Genomic DNA, 24,174 nt, shown 5'->3' with positions numbered 1-24,174 from the left:
CCCACCCAGTTGTCGGCGTTGATGTTAGTCAGTTGAAATTCGGCGAGGCGTTGGCCGAGGCACCGGAAGGAGGGATGATCTCAGCCTTCTGGTTGGGGTCGTTGACGCGCCGCACGGCGCCGGCCTCGACCAGTCCGCCCAATGCCTTCTGCATCAGGTCGACTGCATTCGCGAACGCATCGACGGGCATGATGATCCTCTGCCGGAAGATCGGTTTCGGATTGTTGCTGGCATCCCGTTCGGTGGCCGACAGCGACATCAGGTCGATGCGGACGATCGTACCGGTTACCGTGATCTCGCCGATACCGTCGGCATAAAGTTCGTTGCTCATTGTCTGTCTCCTCGTTTGGAACGTGCTCATGGATGGTGATGGTGCGCCTGCTGCCAGGCAGGGAAGGGGTCGGCAAGCTGTCTGCCGAGTTCCGGGTCAAAGTGGGTCTCTTCCCCGATAAGGCAGTCGTCGAGCGCGGCGCTGATCGCTTGCTGGTCAAGCCCGGCGCCGATGAACACCAGTTCCTGGCGGCGATCGCCGAAGACCGGATCCCAATGGCGGTCAAGCAGTTGGCGAAACTGCGGATAACGCGGCCAGTGCGCCCGTGAGACGCTAGCCCACCAGAAGCCCTTGGTTTCTGTGCGGCACTGGGTGCCGGCGATGGACAAAAGGCCGATCTCGTTCGGGCGTGTCGCCAGCCAGAAGTGCCCCTTGGCGCGGATGAGGCCCGGCCATTGCTGTGCGAGAACGCCGTCAAGCGCGACGGGATCGAAAGGGCGGCGGGCGCGGTAGACAAAGCTCGAAATCCCGTACTCCTCCGTCTCGGGGACGTGATCTCCCCAACCGTAGAGTTCCTTGTGCCAGTATGGGTGGCGGGCCGATTTGGCCTCGCTGAAGAGGCCGGTATCGAGAATCGTCGACAGGGGAAGCGCACCGAAGTCGGTTTCGATGACACGCGCATCCGGATTGAGGGCCGCGACGATCCGGCGAACGGCCGTCCGGGTTTCGGCGTCCACTTCGGAGATCTTGTTGATCACCACGACATCTGCGAATTCGATTTGTTCGACGAGAAGGTCGACCAATGTCCGCTCGTCGTCGGTGTCGCGGATCTCGCCTCGGTCGCGAAGGAAATCGGCGCTTGAGTAATTTGCAAGCAGGTTTGCCGCATCGACCACTGAGACCATCGTATCCAGTCGCGCAACGTCGCAAAGCGCGTTGCCATTTTCGTCACGGAAAGAAAACGTAGCCGCAATTGGCAGCGGTTCGGCAATGCCGGTGCCTTCGATCAACAGGTAATCGAAGCGATCGTCGGCGGCGAGCCGGCGGACCTCGGTCAACAGGTCGTCACGAAGGGTGCAACAGATGCATCCATTGGTGAGTTCCACTAGGGTTTCATTGGTGCGCGACAGGTTTGCACCACCGTTCCGAACGAGCTCGGCATCGATGTTGATCTCGCTCATGTCATTGACGATCACGGCGACCCGGCGTCCTTCCCGGTTACGCAAGACATGGTTCAGGATGGTTGTCTTTCCTGCGCCGAGGAAACCCGCCAAAACCGATACTGGGAGGCGCTTGTCGCCACCTGTCATGTACACTCTCCCCACTCGCCGTTACGCTGCGAGTTGCTGCCTGAATGCGACGTCGACGTAATAATTCGTGCTGTTGAATGTGCTTGTCGGGAACAGCCCGCTGGAGCCGTATGCGTAGAGACCGTTGCCGCCACTGAGCGCCGAAGACATGGCCTCGAGATTGCCGTTGGTCGTGCTGTTGCTGAAGTAGTTGCCGGTTGCCGAGTAATTGCCGTTGGTGCTGTAGGACACGACATAAGTGGTGTTGGCGTCGATCGCCACCTGTTGAGCCAGGTTGATCGACTGCCAACCACTTGAGCTCTCGTTGGTGAAGGTTGCGCTTGCGAGGAGAGTACCGCTTGCCGTCCAGAGGTAACCTGTGTGAGAACCGGTATTCTCGGCGCTTTTGTAGAAGCGAATTCCGGTAATCCAGCCAACCGCATCTGACTGGAACTTCATGCCGAGATTGACGGGGCTGTTGTCGTTGACCGAGACGATTGCAGGGGTTGTGCCTGCGGCAAAGACGTTCTCTTCGGGGCCTTGGTCGGAGATGGTGAGGGATGCCTGAGCAGTGGCCGTTGCGCCCTTCGCATCGGTGATCGTGTACGAGAAGCTGGCAGCACCGGTGTGTCCGGTTGCCGGAGTGAACGTGATCATGTTCGACTGGCTGTCGAAGGACACCGTTCCGTTCAGCGCATTGCCAACGCCAGTGACTGATATCGCGTCGCCATCGGGATCGCTGTCATTGGCGAGCAATGCCGAGGCGAGGATCGTCATTTGGGTGTTTGCAACACCCGGAATTCCAGAGTCGTTGGCAGCGACGGGGGCAGCGTTTTGAGTCGCTGTTTGATAAAGAACGTCGACCCAATAGTTGGTTGAATTGTACGTCGCGCTCGGGAAGATGCTGCCTGTGCCATAGGCATAAACGCCGTTGCCCGTAGAAGATACGGTCAGAGTGCCGTTTGAGTGGCTAGTCGTGAAATAGTTTGGCGTGGCCGCATAGAAGCCGTTCGAATGATAGCTTGCCACATATGTCACGCCTGCCGAGATATTGACAGGCTGTGAGAAGGTTACAGTTTGCCAGCCACTTGCTGTTTCATTCGTGAACGTTGCGGACGCGAGCAAGACGCCGCTGCTGGTCCATAGCGAACCGACGTGCATACCGGTGTCTTGCGCGCTCTTATAGTAGCGCAAGCCAGTAATTTCGCCCCTTTCGGAAGTGGTAAACTTAACGCCGAGCTCCACCGATCCTGGGTCATTGCCCGTAACAATGGTGGGCGCGTCGGTCGATGAAAACAGCCCTGTGCCGCTTGGCTGTGAACCAACTGTCAAGCTGACGGTTGCAGAGGCGGTTCCGCCCCGGCCGTCCGCGATCGTGTACGAGAAATTTGCTGCGCCGACGTATCCTGCGGTTGGAGTGAACACAATCGTATTTGTGACGCTATCGAATGTGACCGTCCCGTTCGCACCGTTTGCAACGCCCGTGATCGACAGCGGATCGCCATCTGCGTCGCTGTCGTTTGCCAGGAGAGCTGCAGATGCGATGGACAGTGCCGTGTTCGAGTAGGTGCTGTAGCCGTTGTCATTGGCAGCAACGGGCACGGAATTCACGGTCGATTGATTGAATACGACGTCGACCCAATAATTGGATGCCTGATAGCTGGATGTTGGGAAGGTCGTGCCGGTGCCATAAGAAAAGACGCCATTGCCGCCGCTTGCAGTCGCAGAAACGCCGGTCAGAGCTCCGTTGGTATGTGCGGTATTGAAGTAGCCGACGGTCGCAACATAGGTTCCGGTTGTGTGATAAGACGCGACATAAGTCGCTCCGGCCTGAATTTGGATCGGGCTGGCGAACTTTGCGGTCTGCCAACCGCTGAGAGACTCGTTGGTGAATGTTACGGTCGTCAGCAGCGTGCCGTCAGTGCTCCAGATCGAACCAGTGTGCGCCCCAGTGTCGCCGGCCGCCTTATAGAAACGAATTCCGGTAATCGTACCGCTGCTCGATGAAGTGAACTTCATGCCCAACTCGACTGCGGATCGGTCGCTAAAGGCTTGTCCGGTCGGACCTTCATTTGGCTGAAACAGCGAAACGCCGGCAGCAATTTCCTCCACCGAGACGCTCACGCTTCCCTGGTCGGTGCCACCTCGTCCATCTGAGAGGGTGTAGCTGAAGCTTGCCGGACCAATGTAATTGGCGTTCGGTGTAAAGATCACGTTGCCCGTTTGAATGTCCAGCGCAACCGTTCCGTTGACTGCATTGCCAACCCCGGAAATGGTAAGTACGTCACCATTGGCGTCAGTATCGTTTGCTATCAGAGAGGCGAATGACAGTGTCAGGCTGCCGTTGCGTGCGATGGTGAACCCGCCGTCGTCGGTTGCCAAAGGTGCCGTGTTGGGACCGGCGTCAAACACAACATCGACCCAATAGTTCGACCCGCCAGGGCTATTGCCCGGGAAAGTACTGCTGGCGCCGTATGCATAAACACCGCCACCATCGACTGCCTTCAGCACGCCATTTGCGTATGTCGAACCGGGGCCAAAATAGTTCTCGGTGACAGAATAGTAGCCGTTGCTATGGTAGGAGGCGACGAATGTCGTCCCTGCGGGGATATGAATTGGCGAGGAGAAGTTAACTGTCTGCCAGCCCGAAATGGACTCGCCCGTCGATACGCCTGTGGCGAGCAACGTGCCATTGGCATCCCACAAACTGACCGTATGCTCACCAATGTTATAGAATCCCTTGTAGAAGCGAATTCCTTCAACGAAGCCACCGATGGTTGACTGAAAACGGATCCCGAGTTCGACACCGTCGCGGTCGATCGCGGTCTCGAGCGCTGGCTTTGATGCCAGTGTCCAAAGGCCGGTAGTATCCGGCAGTGTAATTGTGACCTGCTTTCCGGATGATGGCGTCTCCACGTTGACGCTGTCGTCGACGGCACGCGACATGACCGTATAGGTGCCGCTCGCCTGGACGACCCAATTGTAGCTCCAGTTCTCGCGTCCGGATGCCTTGAACCAATGTTGTCCGCCGTCAGTGGATACCTCGATACCGGCGATAATCCCCCCGCCGAAGTCCTGGGCCGTTCCAGTGATCGTGACGTGCTGGCCTTCGACAAAACTCGCACCGATGATTGGCGACGTAATCGCTGATGTTGGCTTGACGTTGTCAGTGGACTGCGTCGCGAGGATAAGGCTGGCATCCAGCGTCGTTGGCTGGATTCCCATGTCTGCAAACATGTTGACCATGGCCTGCTGGACGTTCGGGTCTGTCGGCGTTTCCGGTCCTTCATGCTGATCGTTCAATCCCCACGACCAGAATACGGTACCCGCGCCGAATACCAAAGCTCCGCTTGCGGCTCGATACATCGTCAGGCTATGATTTACGACGGCATCGCCAATGGTAGTGCCATAGTCCCGAAGATAGGTGTTCACTGCCACTGTGGACAGGGACAGGTTGATCATCCCGTCTGGTCGGAACCCATTTTCGACGTCGGAATCCCATTCATAACCAAGCAGGTTCTGAACGAGATTGTATGTTTCTCCGGGCTGGAGGTTGGCAACGTCGGTGTTCCTCCAGAAGCGCAGGTTCGAATAGTCGTAGGGGATTGAAATTGTATCAAGCCGGTAGCTGTCGACGGTGAACATGGTTCCGGTCAGCGAATTCTCCGGCTCCTGTCCGGGGTCCGCGTAGCGTGGATCGCGCCACGTGCCGGTACCGACACTGCTCGGATCGACGCTCGTTCCCCATGTTTCCTTGTAACAGACCATCGTCCGGTAGGCTTGGCCATTGCCGTCGATGCTGCTCTCCCATCGCACCTTCCAGTAGCACTCGTTGCCACTCCAGAAAGCAAGATTGACCCCGGCGTCGCGAGCGGCCTCGACGTTGGCACGTTGTTCGGCAGACCAGTATTCGTCATGCCCGACGGAGAGATAAGCCTGGTGGTTGAGGAGCAGATTGCCATTGCGGGCAGCATCGACGCCCGTCACATAGGAGACGTCGTATCCGTTCTGCTCCAACCACTGGATCGCCGAATGTTCGACGCCAAAGATGAAGTCATGCGTGCCGCCAACGGGGCTGGTGTTGGTGATGATGGGGCGGTTGTAGCTGATCGCCGATGCGCGGCCGATTGCCGTCAGACCGCAACTGCAATTGGGAGGCAGGTAGCCGATCATATCAGCCGGGTCGACAGGCACCTGTCCGTAGTAAAGGCTCGCCCCACCCCATGCATTGTAGGCCTGCCAGGTCGTGTCCGAGGTCTGGAAGACGATGTCGCTTGTTGAGGCATCGTCGCGCACCACAAACGGGATAATGCTGGCGTCTTCGACGCCATCCTCGCGGACCAGTCTGGCGAAATAAACGCCCGATACTGCGTCCCCTGGGATCTCCCAACTTGCCGAAACCGACCAGTTGCCGCAATCGATCAGGCCGAGCGACATATCGACGATCGGATGCGGCTGGATCTGAGCAGTCGTCAGTGACTTGTCGATCGAGGCAACCTTGCGCGCGCCGTCGCCGCCGTAATAGCCGAGACGATATATGTCGATGCGGTAGTGGGTCGAGTCCGTTGCGATCTTGAAGTCAACGGTCTGGCCGATATTGGTGCTGATCTCGGTCGCAAAGCCCTGGATGGTACCGCCGCCGTCGCCGTCGATGCCCCATTCGCTGATCGGGTTGCCCTGCTTCATGTTTTCGAGGGCAATCTTGTTTAGGGTCGGAGTAGCCGCTACCGTCTGAGTGACGGCCACCACCGTTGTTGTTGATGCGGTCGTAGCCAGGGTCATCGGCGCTGGCGCGGCGGACGCATCTTGCTCAGTGGTTCCCACGTCAGCCGTTGCCACGCCAGTGGTTCCGACGATTGCAGCCGAAAACGTCATGACCGGAATACTCGACGTATCGGTCGTGCTTGAGACCGGCAGCGTAACGTCAGAGGCAACCGACAGAGAGGACTCTAGCGAGATCGCGGCAAGCGGCGTGGAAGGATCGGGGGACAATACGGTACGGGGCTGAGCTGTCGTCTCTGGATCAGTAGTGGAGGAGCTTGCCGTTGATGTCGCATCGGCGGTCAGCGTCCGGCTGGCTCCACCGGTCGCGTCGCTTGTGGAGGTAGCGCTTGAAGCCGGCGACATTTGCGTCGCGGCTGGATCATTCGTCAAAGGAGACAGAGTGGTTTGCGATCCCGTAAGCGAGTTCACGGAGCCGACGGCGCTGGGGTCAGTAATCTGCGGAGCACCGGCCGACGAACCAACTGTTGCATTCGCGAGAAGAGAGCCGCCCGTGGCCGCTGCGCTGTAAACGGTCGACGTGCCGCCGAACGCGCTCAGATAGTCACGGTTCTTGATGTTGATCCTCAGCATGAAATCCACCCCCCAGTCGCAAATGCAGCAGGTGTCAATCGTGTCATGTTTACGGCGAAAGTGTACGACAGCAATGAGCGGTACTCGACGTTGCAGACCTACGCCGATAGGATGATATGGCAGTCCCCGACCTGAGCTAGCGAGGAATTGGTCGAGAAAACCGACATGCCTCTATGCTTGCATGTTGCCTCCGCGAAGTGATCCGGAAGCACGCTTCAGGCTCGTCTATAGTTCATTTTTCCAAGTTGCTCAGCCGCTGCTACAGATCGAGACTAGATAACTAAAAGCCTGTTGCCGCAGCTAGCGAAGGCGATGAAGGCGGGTTGCACAAATGGGGGGCCAAGTGCCGTATAACTTCGATTGGAGGCCAGAAATCGGTGATCCCACGATTGGCGGATGGATTACCGTTGCACTCTATTTTGTTGGATGCGTGAGCTGCCACAGGACGATGGTAACCGTCCTTTCGCCGCGCTCGAGCGAGCAATTTGACGGCTTCATCTGGCGTGGGATTGCCATCATGTTTTTCATACTGGGCATAAACAAGCAACTCGACCTCCTGTCCGCTTTTACGGAGATTGGCCGGATGATCGCTGCATCAGAGGGGTGGTATGACGAGCGTCGAACGGTACAGTTCTACTTCATCATTGGCGTTGTCGCCCTTTGCGCGGTTGCGTTGCCAATAGCGCAAGAAAACTCCCACGCCAAATTTGGCTGGCCCTCGCGGGATCGATGCTTGTGGTGGGCTACGTCGTCATTCGAGCAGCATCTTTTTATCATTTCGACCAATTCATCGGCAGCCGCTTATGGGGCGTCAAGCGGAACTTGATCCTTGAGATGACGGGGATTGTCATCGTGCTGCTCGCGAGTGAATGGCGGCGAGGAGACCTCCATCGGCAGATGCGGCGACGGATGGTGCTTCAATAAGACGATGCGATGATCAGCGCGTGTCGCGGCGCATGAACTATATTTGTTCACTCTCGTGTTTAGCCCGATGCAATCGAGTGCAAAAACGCGCACCGATCAAATAGCCGCGCGAACAAGGGGCGTTCATAAAAGTTTCATGAAACGCTGTGGATAGGATACTTGCACGCTTTTGCAGCAGCGTGCGAAAATCCTGCAAATGGAGATTGAGCCGTGTCCGCGAAAGAGTTTGTGAGCAGCCAGGAAGTGGCTGACAGGGCGGGGGTCTCGTGATCCGCTGTGTCGCGGACCTTCACGCCAGGCGCCAGCGTATCACCAGGGCGCGCCGGCGCGTACTCGAAGCAGCCGAGGCGCTTGGCTACCATGTGAATGAACTCGCTCGCGGTCTGATGCGGAATGAGAGCGGTATCGTCTGTCTTATCGTCTCCGACGTTGCAACGCCCCACCGTTCTGCACTGCTGCACGAACTGACACTGTTACTACAGAACGCTGGCAAGGTTGCGATGCTCGTTAATACAGATCGCTCCGACGGCAGCGTTGATCGCGCTCTCGGGCAGGCGATACGCTACCGCGCGGATGCTTCGATCATTCTCTCGGGCATGCCGGACAAATCCATCACGCAGCTGTGCCTTCGCAGCGGGCAGCGACTCGTCCTCATAAATCGCGACGATGAGCAACCCGGCTCGCTGCGGATCAACCTCGATGATTACGAAGCCGCCGGGCGCGTGGCGACGGCGTTCGTCAGAGCTGGATGCCGGAAGCTCGCCTTCGCAAATTCAAACGCGGGAACACCGAGCCTTATGGCCAGAGAGCACGGCTTGATGGCTGCGGCAACGGCGCTCGGGATGGAGGTTATTGTCGAGCGTCATAGCTGAACGGGCTACGAAGCAGGAAAAGTTTTGGCGCAGCGAATATTGACGCGCGCCGAACGCCCGGACGCCGTCTTCTGCGCAACCAATTTGCTCGCCCGTGGTTTCATGGACGCGGCCCGCCACCAGTTCTCGATCTCGATACCGGGCCAGTTGTGCATTGCGGGCTTTGACGATATCGGGCAAGCCCGTGGTCCTCCTACAACCTGACGACCTTCGCACAGCCGGTTTCGGCGATCGCTTCCTCTGCGGTCAATTGGCTTTCGCGGCCACAGCCAGAGGATGGGGAGCCACCGATCAAACTTCATGCCGAACTGATTTGGCGGGGCACGATCAGGGGCGCCTAGCCCCGGCTCTCAGAAGAGAGGGACATTGCTCCACTGCACCAGGTACCATCCGACCCAGGTCGCCGGTGCCAGAAACGAGGCGTAGGGGACGCGAGCCGATGCCGGCCAATGTCCTTGCTGCCTGCTTTTGGCCAGAACAAAGAGAAGTGCGGCAAGGGTGCCGAGAAAAACGACAAGAGCAAATTGCTGCCATCCGAGCCATACTCCGGCGGCCCCACCGAGCTTTACGTCACCCAGGCCAAGCCCCTCGATGCCGCGCAGCCGTAGGTAAACTTCCCGTACGAGCAACAGCGATCCGCCTGTGAGCGCAGCATCGGTGATAACATCGAGGAACGACCGCGTGACATCCTCACCCAGCGGATCGATACCGAGCAGGAATGCGGCAATCCCAAGTGCCGCCAATGAGAAATTCAAAGGATTGGGAACCCTGAAATTCCGCCAGTCCTCGATGGTAGCGGCCGTCATCAGGGCGGCAAGAACAGCGCCAAGCAGGGCACGGGGAAATGGCAGCGTTGCCAATCCGACAACAAGCGCGGCCAATGACGCGACCGCCACTGCTGCAAGAGGTGTAACGATGGTTTTTCGCCACTGCACTATTTGATCTTGCGCCCGCCCATTCCCCACATTTTCGACTGCAGCTCCTCGGCAACGCTTTGCGCATCCCGACCGTCACGAATGACCATTGGCCTGATCAGGATCAGAAGCTCGGTCCGTGTATTGGCCCGGTTCTTGCTGCCGAACAGGTTGCCGACGACCTTCATACGGTTGAGGCCGGGGATACCATCCTTTGCGCGCTGTGCCTGCTCGCTGATCAAGCCGCCGAGCAGCACGGTCTGACCGTCGACGACGGAAACGGAACTCGAAATGCTCCGGTTGGAAATTGTCGGCGTCAGGCTGTCCGGAGACGAAGACGAAGAGATCTCCTGTTCAATACGCATCGCCACGACACCGTTCTCGGCAATGCGTGGGCGTACATTCATTATGATGCCGGTATCGCGATATTGCACCTCGTTACTGACAGGCGCATCAGCTGCGTCAACCGGTGTAACGGTGCGTGTAATGATCGGAATCTGGTCGCCGACCTGGAATCGCGCAACCTCGTTTTCCAGCACGACCAGGGATGGCGACGACAGGATCTGAACGTCGGTGACCTTGTCCAGGGCACTGATGATGATATCTGGGCTGCTTTCGGAGCCCAGAACGAAATTGAAACCGGGCACTTCGCGCGCGATGTTGTCGGCTAGCACGTTGAAGAGGCCAACCGAACCGTTGTCGGATCCCGCTCCGAGGTGATGACTCTTGACGAAATATTGGACGCCGAAACGCATGTCATCGGTCAATCGCACTTCGGCCATCGTCACGCTGATTGCGACCTGCAACTGCGGCACATCTATCCGGGTCAGCGCTCCGAGCACCCGCTGACGCATTTCGAGATCACCGTAGATCACGATCGAATTGTTCGAAGCGTCAGCACGAATGCGCACCGCGTCAGCACCGAGTTCGTTTGATGTCGGCGCGCCGAAGCGCGCAGGATCTATCTCGCCGGTGTCTGTTCCGCCGCCGGCGGGGGCGGCACTTGCCTCCGTTGGCTGGTCGCCCGCATCGGCGGCATCAGCCGCAGCTTGGCTCGTCCCTGGCTTTTCTTCGCTATCTGTGTCGTCGCCAGTGGAGAACAGCTTTTGCAGCAGCTCGGCAATCTTCGTCGCATCCCGGTATTTCACGCGGTAGACGTGAACGCTCTGCCCGAAATCGGGGTTCTCCCGGTCGAGCCGGCGGACCCATGTTTGCGCCCGTTCAGCAAGCGTGCGGCTCTGCGACACAGCCAGAATTGCGCGAAGCCGTGGCATCGGCATGAACTGGATTGCGCCGTTCTCGCTTCCCTTGGCCGCAAAAATGCGTTCGAGCTCGGGTATGACCGCCTCGGGGCGCGCATTGTGCAGCGGTAGAATGGCGACCGCCTGGTCCTTCATCCAGTCGACATCGAAAGCGCCTGCCGTCTCGATCGCAGCCTGGCGGTCAGGACCGCTGCCGGCGACGACAAGGAGGTTGCGTGTCGTTTCAACGCGGATTGCGCCGGGTCTTGCGCCGAAGCCATCGATCAGACGGGCGAGGGTCTGTGCGCCAATATAGCGAACGGGAATGATGCTGATGCCGAAGCCAGGTCCACCTCCTCTGACCGTCGTCTGTCCAGATACAGCCGATCCGGCTTCAACGACCTGGTAGGCGTCGCCGCGCTTCACGAGGTCGGCGCCATTCATGTTCAAGAGTGTTTCCAGGATCGACAGCAGTTCGCCCTTTTCGACCGGGCGTGCGGTCGAAAGTGTCACTGAGCCCGAGACCTTCGGATCGATCGTGTAGGTCTTGCCAAGCGTGTCCCCGAGGATTGCCTGAACCACCTCACGCAACTCTGCGCCCTGAAAATTCAGGTTGACCTCGCCACCGGAAGCAGGCGTTTGCCCTGTATGCATCGGGTCAACGACCCCATCGCCCGGCGTCACAAAGGTGACAGCCTGGACAGGGCCCGAGGACGTTCCGTTGCTCGATGCCGCGGATCCATCAGGGCGCGGCGAACGAGCAGATAGGTCCGCATTGGTCACGGAACCGAGAATAGACTTCGGGCTGTCCATTGAGCCATGATCGGGCAATACGCATCCGGTGGCCAAGAGAGACAATCCGAAAAGCAAACCTGCGCGACCAATTGCACTGCTAGGTCCCATCTCCCCTCGACTGATTCTCTAGCTTCCAGTCACCGAACCTAGCATTTTTCAGGGGTGGAACTATCGCTAATGGCGGCTATGCACATCTTACAGTAGGCAACGCGTGCGAGGCTGATATCTTACCCGAAGGTCGGCATGGACTTGTCGTTCAACTTGGCGGACGCTGCAGCAATTGAAAGAGGGAAGCAAAGCAGACAAGGCGACACTCGGATGGCCACTGCAACTGTTTTGACGGACTTTGTCCGATATCTCGTGACGAACGATGACCTGGTCGGGCCATCCGAGAGGCTGTCGCTTGAGCGAATGCTCAAGGCGCCCCCCTCGAGCTACAGTGGAATCTGGGAGACCGGCGTTCTGTCGGGAGAGCAACTCGCCGAGGCGATTGGCGGATTTCACGGGCTCGGTCGCGCCGCCGTCGACCAGATAGAGTTTCGGCCGGAGCTCACCGCGGATCTGTCGCCGCGGTTTTTGCGCGCGGCATGGGCGCTCCCGGCGCTGGAGAAAGGCCGGCAGATATTGGTGATCGCCGACCCGACACGCGAGGAGGCGATCGAGGCCGCGGTGGCGGCGCTTGGAGAGCGCGTGGAGATGAGAGTGGCGACTTTTGAAGAGATGGCGATGCTCTTCGAACGGTTGCTCTCCAGGGATCAGGCAACAGTCTCAGCGCCAACCGAACAAACCGCCGCGCGGGCGCAGCGTGCGGCCGAGGAGGATCTTGATCGCCTACATGATCTCGCGAGCGGCGCCCCCATCGTTCGGGCCGTCGACCAGTTGCTGGAAACCGCATTGAATTTGTCCGCGACGGACATCCACATCGAGCCGCAACCGGATGGCGTCCGTGTCCGCATGCGAGTGGATGGCATGCTGAGGACCATGCAGCCGCTCTCGAACGATATCGCGCGAGGCGTCGTGTCCCGCATCAAGATCCTCGCTGGCCTCAATATCGCCGAGCATCGGCTGCCGCAGGACGGGCGTGCGCGCATCACGATCAACACCACGCGCGCCGATTTCCGCGTGGCGACGATGCCAACCTTGCATGGCGAGGCGCTTGTCGCCCGAATTCTCGTCAAGGGTGCTGAAGCACTTGATCTTTCCCGTCTTGGTATGGCGTCCCGCGATTACTCGGTCTTGAGTATCCAGATCGCGGAGCCGCATGGGCTGATCGTCGTTGCCGGCCCGACAGGGTGTGGCAAGACGACAACGCTGACGGCGGCGCTGTCCAGCCTCAACAGTCCCGAGCGCAAGATCATGACCATCGAGGACCCGATCGAGTATCAGATCGCCGGCGTCAGCCAGACCCAGGTGAAGCCATCTATCAATCTGACCTTCGCGAACGCGATGCGCTCTTTCCTGCGCCAGGACCCGGATATCATGATGGTCGGCGAGATGCGTGACAGCGAGACCGCCTCGATCGGAATCCAGGCCGCGCTCACGGGCCATCTGGTGCTGACGACCTTGCACACCAACAGTGCGTCGGACGCTATCATCCGGCTCATGGATCTTGGGGTCGAAACCTTCCTCCTTGCGTCCGCCTTGCGGTGTGTCATTGCTCAGCGGCTTGTCCGCAGGCTCTGTGAACGCTGCAGGGCGCCGGCGACCGATGGCGCGGGCGCTGAGCATTCCGCCCTTGCGCGTCGCGGCTTCGTTCCGCGCCCAGGGGATACGTGTTTCCGAGCTGTTGGTTGCCCATATTGCGGCGAAAGCGGCTATCGTGGACGCGTTGGGATTTTCGAGGTCTTGCCCGTCGATGCCGAGTTGAGCGGCCTCATCCGCGAGGACGTCGATCCGCAGAACATTCAGGCAGCGGCCGTGCGCGCCGGCATGACCACGATGCTCGACGACGGCTTTGCGAAATACCGCAAGGGCATCACGTCGATCGAGGAGGTCCTGCGCGTGACTGTCTGACCGGCGCTATTGAGACGGGGCAAACATCCGATAATCCTGGCGCCGGCCATCCTGTTCAAGCTTGACCGTGCGATTGTCGACGATGGAGACCACCCAGTTCTGAAGCCTGTCGCCGCTCTTCAAGCGATGGATCTGACCGCTTGCGGGGTCCTGCAGGAGCGCCTGGTGGTTTCCGCCGATCGAAATGATCCCAACGAGTTTTACCTCTGGTGCAGATGTCGATGCTTCGGAGACACTTGCAACAACCGGAGCAGCCACCACGACTGGCTCATCGGGGACCGGGGGCTGCCTTGACGGTGAAAACAGCGGGTGAAGTCGCGTCGCCTCGAGCTTCTCGAGGCTAACGCCGCTGAGCCACGGGGCCGGAGCGCTGGGTTCTGATTGGGGCAGAGCGGCGCCCGCCATCGCCAAAAGGGCGACGCCCGCCACAATTCCAAACCCTGGCCGGCCGTTCACAGCTTGCTCCTTCGCCAATAGCCCTCGACCGACGCCGAAACACGCAGTGCAGGCGGCTCTTTGCTGTTGACGCTCGTTTCTGCGCTCTCGATCGTGATGGATTTGAAGACCAGAGCTGTCGGGTTGCTCTCCGTAGCAAAGAGAATTTGCTGCAGCGGATCTGTGGTCGTCTCGAAAAGAACGCGCATCTCGACTGCGCCATCGTCAGATGCGTTTTCCCCGGGGTCGACGAATTCAAACTGGGCGATCTTTGCCCCGGTTTCGCCGATCACATCGGTCATCAGGCGTTGCAATTCGGCAGCTGCGACAGCCGGGGTGTCGCCCGGCAGGTAGATTGCGGCACCATCACCGTCTGCGTCGTTCGTGCTGCCTTCGAGTGCTGCGAGCTTCCCCTTCAGTGCCTCCAGGGACAGCTGCTGCTCTGCATTTGCCTGCGAAAGACCCCGTGCTTCCATCAAGCTCCATGCCGCAACCGCAGCGGGGACGAACAGCAGGCCAACGAGCACCGCGACCGCTGCTATTTTGACGTTTTTTGCGGCATTCCGTTTGCTGTTCATTGTGTTTTCGCTCCCGCAAGATGGGCAAGGATTTCGAACCGCTCCTTGCCGTTGTCGCCATCGCGGACGACCGGGGCCGAGAAATTTGCGGCTTCGAGCATCTCGGAACCCTCGATGATGCCAATCAGCCGCCCGGCATTGGCGGAAAACCCCGCGATCCGAACGTTTCGATCCGAGACATCGAGCGTGGTGAGATAGGTCGTCTCCGGAATGATTTTGGAGAGTTCATCCATCAGGACGACCATGGAAGCTGCATCCCATTTCCGCGCCAGCTTGGCGCTGGAACTCTCCGCCTGTTCAGCCTTCTGACGCGCTTTGTCGATCGTGCCGCGAAGATTGGTGAGGGAGGCTTCGATCCGCTTTTTCTCCTGGATTGCCTGGTGGAGTTGCCAGCCGCCAGCTGCAAGGATCGCCACTCCAATGCTTGCCAAGACGCACAGGGACGAAAGAGCGAGGCGCGAACGCCTCCCTGCAAGCGCCGCCTTCGCGCCTGGCAACAAATTGATTGTACTCAATTTCGCGAACGGATCGGCCGCCAGTCCGACAACAACGGCCTTGACCCCGGCAGCGTCAAGGGGATCGATTGCCGCCCGCATTGCGGCAAGAGACACCGCGACGACGCGGACACACAATTGATCGGGGGTGTCTGACGGTTCGCTGTTTTCAAGCTCGTAGTCGAACGTCATTTTGTCCGCGGGCCATGGAAGAAGCTGTTCGAGCTGATGACGGATGATCGCATCGACATGATGTTTGCTTGCTGCCGGCAGCTTAAGTGATCGCACGACAGGACGATCCGCGCCAAGTCGCAGTTCGACTGGCTGTGTTCCAACGACGTTGCTGAGCCAGGTGAGGTTGTCACGGGGTCCCTCGGCCTTGTAGATCGGCCCCGCTCTGGAGACACGGTAGCAGACGAGCTTTGCCGGCTCCTCGACAACAAGGAATGTTCCACGATTGCGGCGGGGGAGGTTCGCTGCGGCCTGCCAGGAAACCATCTCGCCCAGCAAGGCTGAAAAGCTTCGCTTGATCGATCTGGTCATCCCGGTCATTGAATACACCTCACCATCAGCGACCCACGGATCCGGTGAGCGCCCACGCGTAGACAACATAGCCTTTGGGGCTGTCATTTGCGTCGCCCACGACCATCTCGGCGGTTCCGATACGGCCGCTTTTGCTGTGCGCAACAAGCTTCACACGATAGACGGTCGGCCTTTCGTCCGTGAGAAAGCCTTCGTATTTCTTTACCAAGGCTTGCCGCTCGTCACTGTCTTTGTCGCCGCGCAGGTCTGCAAGTGTCGTGGCATCCGCCTCGCTCATGTCAGGGATCGCAAGCAGCGCCTTCCGGGACGCGGACGCCGGATAAAGCATGCCACTCCGATTGTGCACCGTGAGAAACGACTCGACTCTCATGTAATCATTCTCGCTCAGTCCCCTGAGGAAGCGCAACTCGCCCACAGACTGGAATTTTGCGTTCGTAGGCAGGCCACTGGTACCGTATCCCCTATAGTCGGAGCGCTCTGCGCCTTCAGGCGTCCGCTCATTGTCTCCGTCGCGCCAGTCAATGACCCGCGCCGCGAACGCGTCGGGGGAAAGTGACTGGCCATCCACTGCCTTGAAAAGTCCTTTCAGAAGGTCGGGCGGCGATGCATTGAGATCGAGCCGTCCAGCTTCTGCAGCAACCTGCAAGGTGACGGTGCCCGTCGGCAGACGGATGATGCGGCCATCGACAAATGAAGCGTCCTTGTCTTCCGTGAACAGAAGGTAGGCGGATGCCGTTGCGCCGCTGTCGAGCAAGTTCTCAGTTACGAGATCGTCTACTCCAAGGCGCGTAAGAACCAGGGTCGGCTGCGCCGACAGCACCAGCGTCGATACGATCCCAGCGAGCAAGCCGCAGACCACGAGGGTTGCCAGCGTGACATATCCGCCGTCACGTCGCATTGGCGCCTCCTTCGCAGCTCGCGCCTTCCGGGCACAGGCGCGGTGGATCGACATGTGGCGAGACCACGAGCGTCAAAGGCGCGCGTCGTGCATCTGACTTGCTCCATATCTGTAGGCGAATGATATCGGGAAGCCTTGGGCGATCGAACCACGAACTGCTCCACACAATGCCTTTCCCGGTGTTTTGCGCAAAGGAGAAGCGATAGTCCCAGGCTCCCTGCAACAACGCTGTCGGTGGAGCGGCGCTCACCTTCTCGAAGCCGGTCGCCGAGGGAAGCCTGGCGATTGCAGACCGGACGAGATCGCCAGATCTGGCCGAAATCCAGACCAGTTGATCCGTGGAGCCGGTCGCGAGGCCGATGGCTCTTTCACCGCCATAAAACAGCAGTGGCGCGCCGGGCCGCTCGCTCGTTTTGATTGCCGCGACCTCTGACAGGTCGCGTCGCAAGGCGGTGAGCCCGGTCGCAAGACGTTCGACGCTTCCCGCGTCCCGGCTGGCCGCCGCCGAAGAGCGGGTCACGAGATAGGCCGACAAAAGGAGCGCCTGAAAGATAAGGGTGCTGAGCAGGAGGACAACCAAGGCCTCCAGCATGGCAAAGCCACCGTCTCCGCTCTTGCGCCCTTTTCTCATTCAGCCACTCCGACCAACAGTCGATCGACGGCCAGCCGACGCGAGGACGATACGTCGACGGAGAGCCTTGCTTCGAGCAGTGTCTGTCCCTCCGGTCCGTGCCCGGCGGCCTCGGGAGACGGCGTGATGACGGCGCGCCACCGGCGACCATGGCTCACGCCGCCAAACGTGCCGGTGCGAACGGTCTTGCCCTGCAGTTCTTCGGCAAGGACTTCTTCGGCGACCATCCGTGCCTCGAGCCAGGCCCGGGACTGAACGATCGAGGTGCGCGCCGAGACGAGGCTGCGTGGCACCACGTAGAGCAAGGCTGCGAGGATGGCTACGGCGACCAGGACCTCAAGCAGCGTTAATCCCTGATCGCGCCGATCGCGGATTTTCGAAACGTTCTGCGTAAGGGGTGCACACATTGCCGGGCCTCATTCGAGCGTTGACAGCATGATGCCCGAGGTCAGCGGGTTCACCGATATTCGGAAGGTCGCGCGCGGCCCCTCAATATCGAAGGTCCCGCCGGAGGAACGGCCATTGGCCTGAAAGGCCACCCTACCGGCGTGGCCTGCGCGTTCCACCCGGATCGCGGATCCCTCCCTCAGCATGACCCGTCTCGCCGACGAACCGGACAGGACCGTGCCGCGGCGAGCGTCGATGGTCGACACGATGGTGCGGCCCTCCGCCATGGCCATGTTCCGATCCTGTCGCAGGAGTGCTGCGATCTCCGCAGCCTGAACCTTCAGGCTCATCGCTTGCGAGGTGTTGGCCATGTAGGGCAGGGCCATCGCCGCCACGAAAGCAATAATTGCAAGTGCTGCCAGGAGTTCCAGCAGGGCAAAGCCGCCATCGTTCGAAGGAGGGTTACTGGATCGTAATGTCTGCGGCATTGTCGGCCCCCCCTTCAACGCCATCGGCACCAAAGGAAATGATCTGGGGTCGCCCCTTGTTGCCAATGCGATATTGATACTCGTGGCCCCAGGGGTCCAGCGGGATCGAGGCCTGCTGGATATAGGGACCCTTCCAGCGCTTGATCGCCGGGCCGCTCACCAAGGCGGTGAGGCCCTCGCGTTCTGTCGGATAGCGCGACGTGTCGAGATAGAAGAGATCGAAGGCCGAGGTTAGGGCTTCGATCTGCAGCCGTGCTGCGCGCACACGTGCCTCCGAGAGGTAACCAAGGACGCGCGGAGCGGCAATGCTTGCAACCAGGCTCAGGATCACGAGCACGACCAGCAGTTCCAAGAGAGTGAAACCACCATCGCCTTTGTCCTTGCGGCGCCGGGGACGGTTGCGGACGGTCGGGAGCGGGTGTGGGGACGGCTTTTTCATGGCGATCACATCAGTAAGTCGTTCAGGCTGAGCAGTGCCGTGATGACCGAGACGATGATCCAGGCGATGAGGGCACTGACAGTCAGCAGCACCAGCGGGCCGATGATCGCGGTGGCACGGGAAATCGAGCGGTCGAGCCTGGCTTCGTAATAGGTCGCAACCCGCAGCGCGGCCTTTCCGGTGTCTCCCGTGGTTTCCCCGACCCGCAGCATCTGCAGACCGTAGGGGGGAAGGAAAGACACGTGGGAAAGGGCATCGGTGAGTTGGCTGCCGTCCCTTACCCGCGCCAGAACGTCGGCAACGACCTCCGCAGAATGCTTCTCGCGCATCAGGCCGCGGATAAGGCGAAGGGATGTCGGAAGATCGACTCCACTCTTGTTCAGCATGGCAAATGTCGAGCAGAAGACGACGGCGCGCTCCTGCATCAGCAGCGTGTCGATGCCGGGGAGGTAACCGAGCAGGGAGATCAGGATCGATTTTGCCGTCTTGCTACGGCTGATAAAGAGGACGCCGCAAAGTGCAACCACCCCAATGATTGACATCAGCGTGCTGTTGGCGGCGGTTGCCCGTGACAGAGCAAAGACCACCGAAGCCGAGCCGTTGGCTACCGCGCCCATGCCAACGAGCGCGTTGTCGAATTCGGGAATGACCGCCGTAAGGACGAAAAACAGAACGCCGATCGCAGCAAGCACCAGAAATGCCGGATAGGCGAGCGCCGAGGTCAGGCGTCGCCTCAGTTCCCGCCCGCGGCGCCGCTCCTGTGCAATTACCTGCAGCGTGATGTCGAGATTGCCGGCAACCTCGGCGACCTCGACCATCTTGACGTAGGTTTGGGGAAACGCCGCCGGATAAGCGCCAATGGCCTCGGCAAAACTGTGCCCCTTCGACACCACGTCCCAAAGCGATCTGGTCATGCTGGCGAGTGCATGCCGCTTTGTGGATTGATGGATGATCTGCAACGCCCGATCCAGAGCGACGCTTGCCGAAAGAAGGGCAGCGAGATCTTCAGTGAAGGCTGTTACGTCATCATAAGAAGCGGTCGTCTGGAACGACAGCCCCAGTCCCGCGCTTGTTTTCTTCACTTCCTCTATATCAATTGGAAACAGGGCCTGGCGTTCGAGCTCCGCGGCCATCAGCGCGCTGGAGTTTGCCTGCAAAACACCCTCGAGCATCTGCCCCGAGAGATCGATCGCTCGGTACCTGAAGTTTGGCATTTTCGTACATCGCCCCTGATGTGTCGAAAAATCATGGAGTATCGATGGAATTGTTGCTTTGATTTAAATAAGCGCAGGTTAACTATACGGAATTCGATAAAAAATTCAACCGTCTTACTATTTATAAAATATAAATCCGAACATCTATTTTTCAAAAATACTGAATAGTGCGCAGGTTACTACAATCTGCGTTTGTTATCAGAAGTTTTAAGGTGTATTGTGGTTCTGCCATCACACATTGATGGAGTTCATTACATTTGATTGGGGGCTGGTCGAATGTATATCTCTAAAACTGCGTCAAGAATCCGCCAACGAGAAGCACAACTTGCTCGAGATAATCGAGCGGAGATTGTAAGGGCACTGAACCAGGGGCAGGTCACCCGCCGAGAATTACTCAAATGGGGGATCTTCACTGCGAGCGGCTACCTGGCCTGCAAGAACGGACTTAGTCCTTTTGCAACCAGCGCCTATGCTGCCATTCCGACAGGCACGCCGCGAACGCCGCTCTATGGAATCCAGAAATTCTCTCAGCCGATGCATCGGCTGAATTACCTCAAACCGCTGCCGATCACCCGGACGGCCGAAGGGCACGCGGCGTTTCCGGCGAGCCTTGGTGAGCGGCCGGCCAAGCGGCTCTCCTATCACACTGAATTTTCCGCCGATCCAACCAACAGGGACTTCATCAATCCGCTTACCTATCGCGGACCGATCGAAGGGCGGCCGCCCGGCGAGGTCTTTGCGCACCAGCGGTGGGACGAATTCTTTCCGCAAGTGGGCTACATCATGCGGCTTGGCCAAATTTCGCAATCGGGGGGGCACAGTTACTTCCACGACCACTTCCCCGTTCAGCAGCCGGACAGCTGCTGGACCTATGCGTCAGGTCGAGGCGGCGAATGCGGCTTGCCGCCATTCCTGATCAAGGGTCGCTACGGCGAGCCTATTGTCACGCGGATATACAATGATCTGCCGACCGACCGGGCGAAAAACAACGGTTTCGGGCGCAACGAAACGCAATTGCATTTCCACAACGCCCACAATGGTGCGGAAAGCGACGGGGCCGCCAACGTCCATCATTTCCCGGGCACGTTCTACGACTACCGCTGGAGCACGGCGCTGGCGCGGCGCGACAAGATCAACACCCAGGCTGGCGACCGGCGCGCCTCCGGTCCCGACGACAATACCGGCCTTGTCAATGTTGCCGGCGACTTCCGCGAATTGCAGGGATCGATGTGGGCACACGACCACCGCTTCTTCTTCACCGCGGAAAATGTCTACAAGGGCAACCTTGGCGCGATCAACTATTACAGCGGTCCGGATCGCGGCAACGAGGAGCTGTCGGATGGCGTCAATCTGCGTCTACCGAGCGGCAAGCTGCTTGGATGGGGAAATACCGACTTCGACGTCAATCTGATCTTTTCTGATTGCGCCTGCGATGCCGGCGGCCAACTCTATTTCGACATCTTCGACACCGACGGCATGCTTGGCGACGTACCCCTCGTTAATTTCGGGTTCGCACCCTTCTTCGAGGTGCTGCCGCGCAAGTATCGCTTCCGTGCCTTGAATGCCTGCATGTCACGCTTCCTGAAGCTCGGTCTGGCGGATGCGAAGGGCAATCCAGTCCCCATCACGTTCATCGCCAATGACGGCAACCTCGTTGTGACACCGTTGACGCTGACGGCTCTCCCCGTACAAGGGATCGCCGAACGCTACGACTTCATCGTTGATTTTTCTGGCTTCAAGATCGGCGACCGAATTCAGGTGGTCAATCATCTGCGTCATGAAGATGGGCGTCGCCCAAAGGAAGAGCTTAGTCTTGCCAGGGCGTTGAAGGGTACGTCAGAAGATCCCGTCGTCGGTCCAATGCTGGAATTTCGCATTGTCGGTGCTGTTGAAAGCGTCGATGTACCGGGTGTCATTCTTCGCTCCACCGATCCCGACAAGAGCCAGGTGCCAGCCACACTGACGGAGCAGATCCCGATCGTAACGCCCGTGCGTACGCGCCTGGTTGAATTTGGAAGGTCGGGGACCGGGGACTCGCGTGGACCGAACGGCTGCACGCCGGATTGTGGTGAAACAGTCAATTTCCCCTGGACGATCCGCATCAATGGCGAGTCCTCGCACTCGATGAATGCCAACAGGATTTCCCTCCTCATTCCGAAGGCCGGGGAGGTGGAGCACTGGACCTACAAGAATGGCGGCGGCGGATGGGATCATCCCATTCATCTGCATTTCGAGGAAGGCATAACGATGTTGCGTAACGGCCAGACGCCGGGGCCGACCGAGAACCTGCAGCGAAAGGATGTCTGGAGACTTGGTGAAAGCGGCAGCGTTACCTTCCAGATCCAGTTCGGCGAGTTTGGTGGGTCCTATGTGAACCATTGCCACAACACGGTGCACGAGGACTTCGCGATGCTGGCACGCATTCAGCTGCTGACTGGGGTTGCTGGAACGCCGCAGGCAGCGGTGACGCCAACGCCCAATCCGACCGAGTACGGCGTCTACTTCACCACGCCAGAGATATTGCCGGAAGGTGCACCGAAAGGATGGACGAACACCCAACAGGTGCAGGCCCAGCTTAACACCAGTCCCAAACCATGATGGCTGCGCACATCGCGCAGCCTGTCTCCTCTATGAAGAGTTTCCGGAGGTACTCATGAAACGCTGGCCCGTGGCCATGCTGACTGTCGCTGCCGTCCTGTCCGCTTTGTGTGGCGGGGCTGCTACCGCGGGCTCGCGTTGGGGCAAAGACTATTTTCCCAACGTCGAAGTTGTCACCCAGAACGGTGAGCGGGTGCGTTTCTATGATGACCTGATCAAGGGCAAGATTGTCCTGATCAGCTTCATTTTCACCAGTTGTACGGACCTCTGTCCACTGACGACAGCGCGCATTACCCAGGTTGTTGACCGGATCCAGGACCAGATCGGCAAGACTATCTTCGTGGTATCGATCACCGTTGACCCCGAAAACGACACGCCCGAAAAAATGAAGGCGTTTGCCGATGCCTTCTACAAGGGACCGGGCTGGACGTTCATCACCGGCAAACCAGACGACATACGCGCTATCAACGCAAAGCTTGGGAACAAGAGCGACGTTGCAACCGACCACCGCAACGAAATCGTGCTTGGCAACGACAACACCGGAGAGTGGGCCAGGAATTCGCCTTTCGCCGACATTGAGAACGTTGAATTGGCGGTCCGCGACATGGATCCGGCTTGGCGCGAGGGGCATTTTGCCCCGATGGCCGCATTGGCTCCAGCCACGGATCATCAAGGTCTGACGCTGGATCGCGAGCCGGGACAGGTTCTATTCAAGAAGATCTGCGCACCCTGCCACACGGTAGGGGTGGGTGACCGCATTGGCCCGGATCTTCTGGATGTTACGGTCAAACGCGACCAGGAGTGGCTGAAGCGGATGATCATGAACCCTGTCCGGCTGAGGGCGGAGAAGGATCCAACGCTTGCCGAGCTCGACGCAAGGTTCCAGGGAGTACGCATGCCGTACCTCGGTATGTCGGCATCCGATGCCACAGATCTGATATCGTACCTGGCGACGAAATCGGCAGAGATAGCGGACCTGCGCGCCCAACCTGAGGCAACGCATGTCCACCGCCACGACGATGCCGCCGAGAACCACGATCATGGCGGGATGGTGCCGTCCAATCCTTGAGGCGGTGGGGCCGGCCTTTTCGGTCTGCCAGGCATGCAGTTGAACAATGCTGGCGGCCTTGAGAAGATAAAAGAGGATTTGTGGTCGTTCTCGTTGCGGGTCCGCGGCGATCAAATGACATGGTGGTATCGTCCCTGGATAAGGGCTGGACGAATGGACCGCCTCGATTGCTGAAAGAGCACCGCCCCCGCGCCAGTGGCCAGTGCCGGCAGCGCGATCAAACGATCGAGCGGCCGTTGTGATCGGGCTCGATGACAAGTCGAAGGTCGGCTTCTCCCGGCTCCAGCTCATTAACGCGCTTGGCCCATTGACAGCGCCTTGCAAAAGAACAAATAAGGAACATTCTAGAGGAGTCAGGACATCCAGCATGGGACCAGTCAAGATAGCGGTGGGGTCCGATGGTTGAGATCCATCCATTCAAGCGGCTCAGAGCCTGGACCCTGCTCGCCGCTCGCGATCAGGGCCAGCTCATATCCGTCACCTGCGATTACTGTAGGGTCACCCATCGCTATCTCGCAACGGATCTCATCGAGCTTTGCGGCAATGTGACGCTCGACAAGGTGTTGCGACGGTTCAGATGCGAGAAATGCGGGAAGAAAAACTACCTGAATATGACCTTGCATGTGCCTCATGGGAGCGAGTTCGGGGAGCTGCCAGTACGACGGTTGCGTGAGGTCCGCACGACGAGGATCCCGGTCTGGTCCGATGACGTCCTCCGTTAGAGCG

At 59.1% G+C, this 24,174-nt stretch carries 19 protein-coding genes and 1 pseudogene; 6 read left to right on the top strand and 14 right to left on the bottom strand.

Features of this window, described 5'->3' with window-relative positions; all coding sequences use genetic code 11:
* Positions 1-28 precede the first annotated feature (28 nt).
* From RGCCGE502_RS27175 to RGCCGE502_RS27165, 3 genes are read right to left on the bottom strand one after another with little or no spacing between them, the layout of a single operon-like run.
* A complete protein-coding gene (locus RGCCGE502_RS27175; RefSeq protein ID WP_016557422.1) occupies positions 29-331 on the bottom strand; it encodes a hypothetical protein in 303 nt (100 codons plus the stop codon).
* Between the two features lie 26 nt (positions 332-357).
* On the bottom strand, positions 358-1,581 hold the full coding sequence (locus RGCCGE502_RS27170; protein WP_016557421.1) for a GTP-binding protein: 1,224 nt from the start codon (positions 1,579-1,581) through the stop codon (positions 358-360).
* 21 nt (positions 1,582-1,602) lie between these two features.
* On the bottom strand, positions 1,603-6,915 hold the full coding sequence (locus tag RGCCGE502_RS27165) for a DUF4082 domain-containing protein (protein ID WP_016557420.1): 5,313 nt from the start codon (positions 6,913-6,915) through the stop codon (positions 1,603-1,605).
* 343 nt (positions 6,916-7,258) lie between these two features.
* Between RGCCGE502_RS27165 and RGCCGE502_RS27160 the strand changes: the two genes are divergently transcribed.
* Both RGCCGE502_RS27160 and RGCCGE502_RS27155 read left to right on the top strand, forming a co-directional pair.
* Entirely contained in the window at positions 7,259-7,741 is a 483-nt protein-coding gene (locus tag RGCCGE502_RS27160) for a hypothetical protein (protein WP_244441799.1), read from the top strand.
* Between the two features lie 374 nt (positions 7,742-8,115).
* Positions 8,116-9,052: pseudogene (locus RGCCGE502_RS27155) on the top strand (LacI family DNA-binding transcriptional regulator).
* A 9-nt stretch (positions 9,053-9,061) separates the two neighbouring features.
* Here RGCCGE502_RS27155 and RGCCGE502_RS27150 read toward each other — a convergent pair.
* Both RGCCGE502_RS27150 and gspD read right to left on the bottom strand, forming a co-directional pair.
* Positions 9,062-9,646 (bottom strand): prepilin peptidase, encoded by a 585-nt coding sequence (locus tag RGCCGE502_RS27150; protein WP_244441798.1) that lies wholly within the window; start codon positions 9,644-9,646, stop codon positions 9,062-9,064.
* Positions 9,646-11,679 (bottom strand): type II secretion system secretin GspD, encoded by a 2,034-nt coding sequence (gspD, locus tag RGCCGE502_RS27145; RefSeq protein ID WP_016557416.1) that lies wholly within the window; start codon positions 11,677-11,679, stop codon positions 9,646-9,648. Before gspD ends, RGCCGE502_RS27150 begins: the two co-directional genes overlap by 1 nt.
* 300 nt (positions 11,680-11,979) lie before the next feature.
* On the opposite strand from gspD, the gene RGCCGE502_RS27140 reads away from it, so the two are divergent.
* Positions 11,980-13,674: a GspE/PulE family protein gene (locus RGCCGE502_RS27140; RefSeq protein ID WP_016557415.1), complete on the top strand. Its 1,695-nt coding sequence runs from the start codon at positions 11,980-11,982 to the stop codon at positions 13,672-13,674.
* 6 nt (positions 13,675-13,680) lie between these two features.
* Here RGCCGE502_RS27140 and RGCCGE502_RS27135 read toward each other — a convergent pair whose 3' ends face one another.
* Genes RGCCGE502_RS27135 through RGCCGE502_RS27095 form a run of 9 tightly spaced genes read right to left on the bottom strand, consistent with a single transcriptional unit; the run spans position 13,681 to position 19,781 of the window.
* Positions 13,681-14,130, bottom strand: coding sequence for a hypothetical protein (locus RGCCGE502_RS27135; protein WP_016557414.1), 450 nt, complete (start codon positions 14,128-14,130; stop codon positions 13,681-13,683).
* Entirely contained in the window at positions 14,127-14,687 is a 561-nt protein-coding gene (gene gspM, locus RGCCGE502_RS27130) for a type II secretion system protein GspM (RefSeq protein WP_016557413.1), read from the bottom strand. Before gspM ends, RGCCGE502_RS27135 begins: the two co-directional genes overlap by 4 nt.
* Entirely contained in the window at positions 14,684-15,733 is a 1,050-nt protein-coding gene (locus RGCCGE502_RS27125) for a PilN domain-containing protein (RefSeq protein WP_016557412.1), read from the bottom strand. Before RGCCGE502_RS27125 ends, gspM begins: the two co-directional genes overlap by 4 nt.
* 16 nt (positions 15,734-15,749) lie before the next feature.
* Positions 15,750-16,622: a type II secretion system minor pseudopilin gene (locus tag RGCCGE502_RS27120; RefSeq protein WP_016557411.1), complete on the bottom strand. Its 873-nt coding sequence runs from the start codon at positions 16,620-16,622 to the stop codon at positions 15,750-15,752.
* Positions 16,612-17,253, bottom strand: a complete 642-nt coding sequence (locus RGCCGE502_RS27115) for a hypothetical protein (RefSeq protein ID WP_016557410.1) — start codon at positions 17,251-17,253, stop codon at positions 16,612-16,614. The genes RGCCGE502_RS27120 and RGCCGE502_RS27115 overlap by 11 nt, the downstream gene beginning before the upstream one ends.
* Positions 17,250-17,660 carry a type IV pilus modification PilV family protein gene (locus RGCCGE502_RS27110; protein WP_016557409.1) on the bottom strand — a complete coding sequence of 137 codons (411 nt, stop codon included), beginning with the start codon at positions 17,658-17,660 and terminating at the stop codon, positions 17,250-17,252. The genes RGCCGE502_RS27115 and RGCCGE502_RS27110 overlap by 4 nt, the downstream gene beginning before the upstream one ends.
* 9 nt (positions 17,661-17,669) lie before the next feature.
* Positions 17,670-18,128 (bottom strand): prepilin-type N-terminal cleavage/methylation domain-containing protein, encoded by a 459-nt coding sequence (locus RGCCGE502_RS27105; RefSeq protein WP_016557408.1) that lies wholly within the window; start codon positions 18,126-18,128, stop codon positions 17,670-17,672.
* Complete coding sequence (gene gspG, locus RGCCGE502_RS27100) at positions 18,103-18,567, bottom strand: type II secretion system major pseudopilin GspG (protein ID WP_040675737.1); 465 nt, start codon at positions 18,565-18,567, stop codon at positions 18,103-18,105. Before gspG ends, RGCCGE502_RS27105 begins: the two co-directional genes overlap by 26 nt.
* Before the next feature lie 5 nt (positions 18,568-18,572).
* On the bottom strand, positions 18,573-19,781 hold the full coding sequence (locus RGCCGE502_RS27095) for a type II secretion system F family protein (protein ID WP_016557406.1): 1,209 nt from the start codon (positions 19,779-19,781) through the stop codon (positions 18,573-18,575).
* 276 nt (positions 19,782-20,057) lie between these two features.
* On the opposite strand from RGCCGE502_RS27095, the gene RGCCGE502_RS27090 reads away from it, so the two are divergent.
* The 3 genes from RGCCGE502_RS27090 (at position 20,058) to RGCCGE502_RS27080 (ending at position 24,170) form a co-directional block, all read left to right on the top strand.
* The gene (locus RGCCGE502_RS27090) at positions 20,058-22,379 is read left to right on the top strand and encodes a multicopper oxidase family protein (RefSeq protein ID WP_040675704.1); all 2,322 of its coding nucleotides are present in this window, start codon (positions 20,058-20,060) and stop codon (positions 22,377-22,379) included.
* Between the two features lie 55 nt (positions 22,380-22,434).
* Positions 22,435-23,448: an SCO family protein gene (locus RGCCGE502_RS27085; RefSeq protein WP_016557404.1), complete on the top strand. Its 1,014-nt coding sequence runs from the start codon at positions 22,435-22,437 to the stop codon at positions 23,446-23,448.
* A gap of 398 nt (positions 23,449-23,846) precedes the next feature.
* Positions 23,847-24,170, top strand: a complete 324-nt coding sequence (locus RGCCGE502_RS27080; protein ID WP_016557403.1) for a hypothetical protein — start codon at positions 23,847-23,849, stop codon at positions 24,168-24,170.
* The last annotated feature ends 4 nt before the right edge of the window (positions 24,171-24,174 follow it).

It is taken from the genome of Rhizobium grahamii CCGE 502 (assembly GCF_000298315.2).
GTDB lineage: Bacteria > Pseudomonadota > Alphaproteobacteria > Rhizobiales > Rhizobiaceae > Rhizobium > Rhizobium grahamii.
This window is presented reverse-complemented; position numbering and strand designations above follow the sequence as displayed.